At 74.3% G+C, this 4,646-nt stretch carries 2 protein-coding genes and 1 pseudogene; 1 reads left to right on the forward strand and 2 read right to left on the reverse strand.

What is annotated here, in order from left to right:
- On the reverse strand, positions 1 to 1,623 hold a 1,623-nt coding region (locus tag DT057_RS05660; protein WP_128561125.1), incomplete at its 3' end, for a Calx-beta domain-containing protein.
- 510 nt (positions 1,624 to 2,133) lie between these two features.
- Positions 2,134 to 3,306: pseudogene (locus DT057_RS05665) on the reverse strand (adenylate/guanylate cyclase domain-containing protein); the annotation flags it as partial.
- A 249-nt stretch (positions 3,307 to 3,555) separates the two neighbouring features.
- Between DT057_RS05665 and DT057_RS05670 the strand changes: the two are divergent.
- The gene (locus DT057_RS05670) at positions 3,556 to 4,518 is read left to right on the forward strand and encodes a metallophosphoesterase family protein (protein WP_128561127.1); all 963 of its coding nucleotides are present in this window, start codon (positions 3,556 to 3,558) and stop codon (positions 4,516 to 4,518) included.
- Positions 4,519 to 4,646 lie beyond the last annotated feature (128 nt).

Consider the following 4,646-nt stretch of genomic DNA (forward strand, 5'->3'; position numbering starts at 1 on the left):
GTAGGCGTCCTCGCTGACGCGCAGGAGCAGCTGGTCCGCTCCGCTGCCGATCGTGGCGGTCGCGGGGGTGTTCGGGGCCGGCGCCGGCGCCGCATCGTCGTTCGCGATGGTGCCGGTCGCCGCGGCGGTCGTCACGGCGCCGCCGTCGCTCGGCGCGCCGAGCGTCGCGACGACGGTCTCGTCCGCCTCGACGGCCGTGTCCGGCCGCGTGGTGACGGTGAAGCTCGCCGTGGTGGCGCCGGCCGCGAAGCTCACGCGGCCGTCGGCGAGGCTGGTCGTGTAATCCGTGCCCGAGGACGCCGTGCCCGACAGCCCCACGGCGAGCGTGGCCGCCGCCGCGCCGCCCGACCGGGTGACTGTGTAGGTCAGCGTGTTGCCGGTCCCGGAATTGCCCTCCGCGACCGCCGCCGGCGAGACCGCGATGGCGTAGCTCGGCAGCGCCGTGCCGGAGACCTCGACGACGAGGGGGTGGTCGCTCAGGCCGAGGTCGACCGAGGCGACGTTGTGCAGCGTCCGGACCGGGCTCGTGCCCACCAGGGGATCGTAGACGTCGACGCTCGCGAAGGTCCGGCCGAGGCTCACCGTCACGGGGCTCGTCGGCGCCGCGAGGGCGCGGTCGGCCGCCTCGTCCCAGATGTCCGGCTCCGCCCAGGCGATGATCTGGAACGCGCCGTCCGAGGACTGGGTCAGGAAGGTGTGCCCGCTCACCGGCAGGCCGCTGACCGCGTAGTCGAGGCTCGCCGGGCTGAAGCCCGACGCCGTGCTGCCGTCGTCGCGCAGGATGGTGGTCAGGTTGCGGATGGCCGTGGCGGCGGCCTTGGGGGTGAAGCCGAGCCCGAACAGGCCGAAATGCGATTCCTGGTTGGATCCGGCCGGGTCCGCGTAGGCGTCCAGGAGCTGGTACGCGAAGGTGCTGCGGGAGCCCAGGCTCGCCGCATCCATGTAGGCGTTGAGGAGGAGTTTCGCCTGCGTGGCCTGGTCCACGCCCTCCCAGCCGCCCGCGGTGTCGGCCGTGAGGGAGGTGTGGTAGCCCATCTCGGTGATGGCGAAGGGCTTGCCGGGATCGGCCGCATTCTGGCCGTTCAGGTCCGTCACGATGGCGGCGCGCGGCTCGTCGCCGTTCTTGGGGTAGGGGTGGATGTTGTTCCAGTCCGACGCCGAGGGCACCGGGTACCCGGTGAACCCGAGGACCGGGATGTCCTTGAGCAGGGGGTCGGCGTTGACGGCGTTCGCGAGCGCCTGCTGGTAGGCCTGCGCGGCCGCCACGCCGGTGAGGCCCTTGTAGGTCACCGGCCAGTTGTTCACCTCGTTCGGCCCCTCGATGCCCGCCACGGAGCCCGGGTGGGCGGCCTCGAACGCGTGGATGCGCTGGACCACCAGCACGGGATCGGGGTCGTTGGCCACGAAGGTGAACGTGATGCCGGCATCGGCGGCCGCACCGAAATGGGCCTGGCCCTGCTGGGACGGGTTGGGCGCGGCGTCGCGGACGTGATCGATGCCGAGATATCGCAGGGCGCTCAGGACCTGGTCGATACTGGCGTACTCGCCGTCAGTGTAGTTGATGTGCGTATCGACGCCGAGTGAGTTGATCAGATCGTCGCTGCGCACGGCTGTCGGTGGCATGCAGGCTTCTCCTGAGAACCGATCGGTTGCGGCGCCGCGGCCCGGCCCCGGCACGGGGTGAGGGGAGCCGGCAGGGCGGCCCGGGCCGTCAGGTGGACGGGCGCGACCGGCGGACGGCCCGGAACGCGGGCGGGATCGGGCCCGCGCGCCTCGTGCCCGACCCGGCGGGGCGCCCGCGCGAGGAGCGCCGGCCGCGCGCCCCGGCGTCAGCACGGCCGCCATCACGTCGCTCGAGCATGCTGTCCTGCGGACACCGCGGTCGACACATTCTGTGTTGTTCCTTAACGGAGTATGTATTCAGAGGTGTTCGCCCGAAACTTCTTTCCGGGCGCGAGGTGCCGAGTCGATCCTCGGCCTCGCCGAAACACATCTACGCGGATGCAATGGTCAATCTTACCCTAACATGCGTCGGCGCGCTGCTGTCAAGCTGTCGTTCACCTGAGTGAGTGCTTGGCGGCGCCGGCCCGGTGCTCGGGCGCGCGCGCCCCGCCGGCTCACGGCGGGTCCCCNCCAGATCCGCCGCGTCTGCCCGATCCCGCGCAGGGCGAACTCGCCGAGGGCGGTCAGCGGCGCCGCGCAGCGCGCCGCGAAGGCGTCGGACAGGAGGAGGGGCCGATCCAGCGCGCCGCACAGGGGCTCGATCCGGCTCGCCTCGTTCACGGCCTGGCCGATCACCGTGAAGTCGAGCCGGCGGCCGGTGCCGACGTTGCCGTACACGACGTGCCCGTAATGGAGCACGATGTCGGCCTCGAGCGCCGGCCCGCCGTCGCGGCGGCGGGCGGCGTTGAGGGCGCGGTTGCGCGCCAGCGCCTCCCCGGCGGCGCGAAGCGCCCCCGCGCAGGCCGGGCAGTCCCGCGCGTCCGGAGCGGCCACCGGGAAGACCGCCAGGAAGCCGTCGCCGAGGAACTTCGAGACCTCGCCGCCGTGGCGCTGGACCGGCTCGCCGAGGGCGTCGTAGTGCTCGTTGAGCCAGCCGACGACCCGCAGCGGGTCGTCGCGGTCCGCGAGCGCCGTGAAGCCGCGCAGGTCCGCGAGCAGGATCGCGGCGGGCACCACCGCGCCCTGCCCGCGCCGCATCTCGCCCGCGAGCACGCGCCCGCCCGTGGCCGGGCCGAGATAGGTGCTCACGACCTCGCGCAGCGTGTGCGACAGGCTGAGCTTCGCCGTCGCGAGGGCCAGCGTCGGGACGAGGGCGGAAAGCGCCGCGAGCTCGGCCGGCGTGAAGCCCCCCGCCCGGTCGGTCGCGAAGGAGAGGCCCGCGCCCGAGAGCGCCGTGCCCGGCGTGAAGGCCGTGAGGTGGAGCACGTAGTCGGTGGCGCCCGCCGCCCTCATGCGGGCGAGGAGCGGCAGGGCGGGGTGGTCCCCGCCGTCCAGGCGCCAGCGCGCGTAGGCGAGATCCGCCGCCTGGAGCCAGCCGATGGGGCTCTGCGCGAACTCGTCGTCGCCCGCCTCCCCGTGCGCGGTCGGCGAGAGGGTGGTGCCCTGCCGGCGGCGCCACGCGAGGCTCGCGCCGCGAAACAGCGGGTCGATGGTCGGGACCGAGATGCTGGCGCGCCAGAGCGGCAGCCCGGCCGCCACGAGGGCGTCGCAGACGCCGCCGACGATGGACGCGGCGTCGTCGCTCGCCGTCGCCTGCGCGACGAGCCGCTGCGCGATCCCGCCGATCCTGTCCTGGAGCGCCATGCTGCACGCCATCCTGTCCCGGGCACCTGGCACGATTCGGGCCCGCGCGCGGGCCGGACAGAGGCGCGTCGGCCTGTCTTAAGCGGACTCGCGACGGCGTGCCAAACGCTCCGCCCGCCGCGCCCCCCGGGGAGCGCCGCGGCCCCGCCGCGCCGGCGTGCCGGCGGATTTCCGGGAATAAACCGGGTCCCCGGCCGGTCCTGACCGGCGAGGGCGTCGCCTGCTGCCCTCGGCGACGGGAGATCCCGGATGACCCATGACATCGACTCGCACGCGTCCACGCGGGACCGCGACGGCCTCGACCGCCGCGGCTTCCTCGAATGCATGACCTGGGCCGGGACCGGCCTCCTGTGGAGTGCCGCCGGCGGCCTGCCCCGGGCGGTGGGGCTGTCGCAGGCGCTCGCCGCGGACGGCCCCGCGCAGGGCCTCACGTTCCTGCAGATCAGCGACAGCCACGTGGGCTTCGACAAGGCCGCCAACCCCGACGCCCTCGCCACGCTCCGCGCGGCCGTGGCGCAGATCCGGGCGCTCCCGGCGAAGCCCGCCTTCATCCTGCACACGGGCGACATCAGCCACCTCTCGAAGGAGCGCGAGTTCGACGATGCCGATCAGGTCCTGCGGGAGGCGGGCCTGCCGGTGTTCTTCGTGCCGGGCGAGCACGACCTGCTCGACGACGGGCGCGGCCGGGCCTACCTCGAGCGCTACGGCCGCGGCACCCGGGGCGCCGGCTGGTACAGCTTCGACCACGGCGGCATCCACTTCATCGGCCTCGTGAACGTGGTGGACCTCAAGGCCGGCGGGCTCGGCAACCTCGGGGCCGAGCAGCTCGCGTGGCTGGAGGCGGACGTGGCCGGGCTCGCCTCCTCGACCCCGGTCGTGGTCTTCGCTCACATCCCGCTCTGGACCGTCTATCCGGACTGGGGCTGGGGCACGGAGGACGGAGCCCGCGCGCTCGGACACCTGCGGCGCTTCGCCTCCGTGACGGTGCTCAACGGCCACATCCACCAGGTCATGCAGAAGGTGGAGGGCACGGTCGCGTTCCACACCGCGCGCTCGACGGCGTTCCCCCAGCCGGCGCCCGGGACCGCCCCCTCGCCCGGACCCATGCGGGTGCCGGCGGGCGAGCTGCGCCGGCTGCTCGGCGTCGCGAGCGTCGCGTTCGTCCCGGGCGGCCAGCCCCTGGCGATCGTCGACACGCCCCTGCAATCCTGAGCCGATCGGAGCACGCCATGCTGGAGATGTCCCGGCGCCGGCCGCGTCCCGCGGCCTGGCGGCGCCACGGGCGGGGCGCCGCCCTGGCGATCCTGCTGCTGGGCGGCCCGGCCGCCCCGGCGGCGGCG

The sequence above is a fragment of the Methylobacterium crusticola genome (assembly GCF_003574465.1).
GTDB classification, from domain to species: domain Bacteria; phylum Pseudomonadota; class Alphaproteobacteria; order Rhizobiales; family Beijerinckiaceae; genus Methylobacterium; species Methylobacterium crusticola.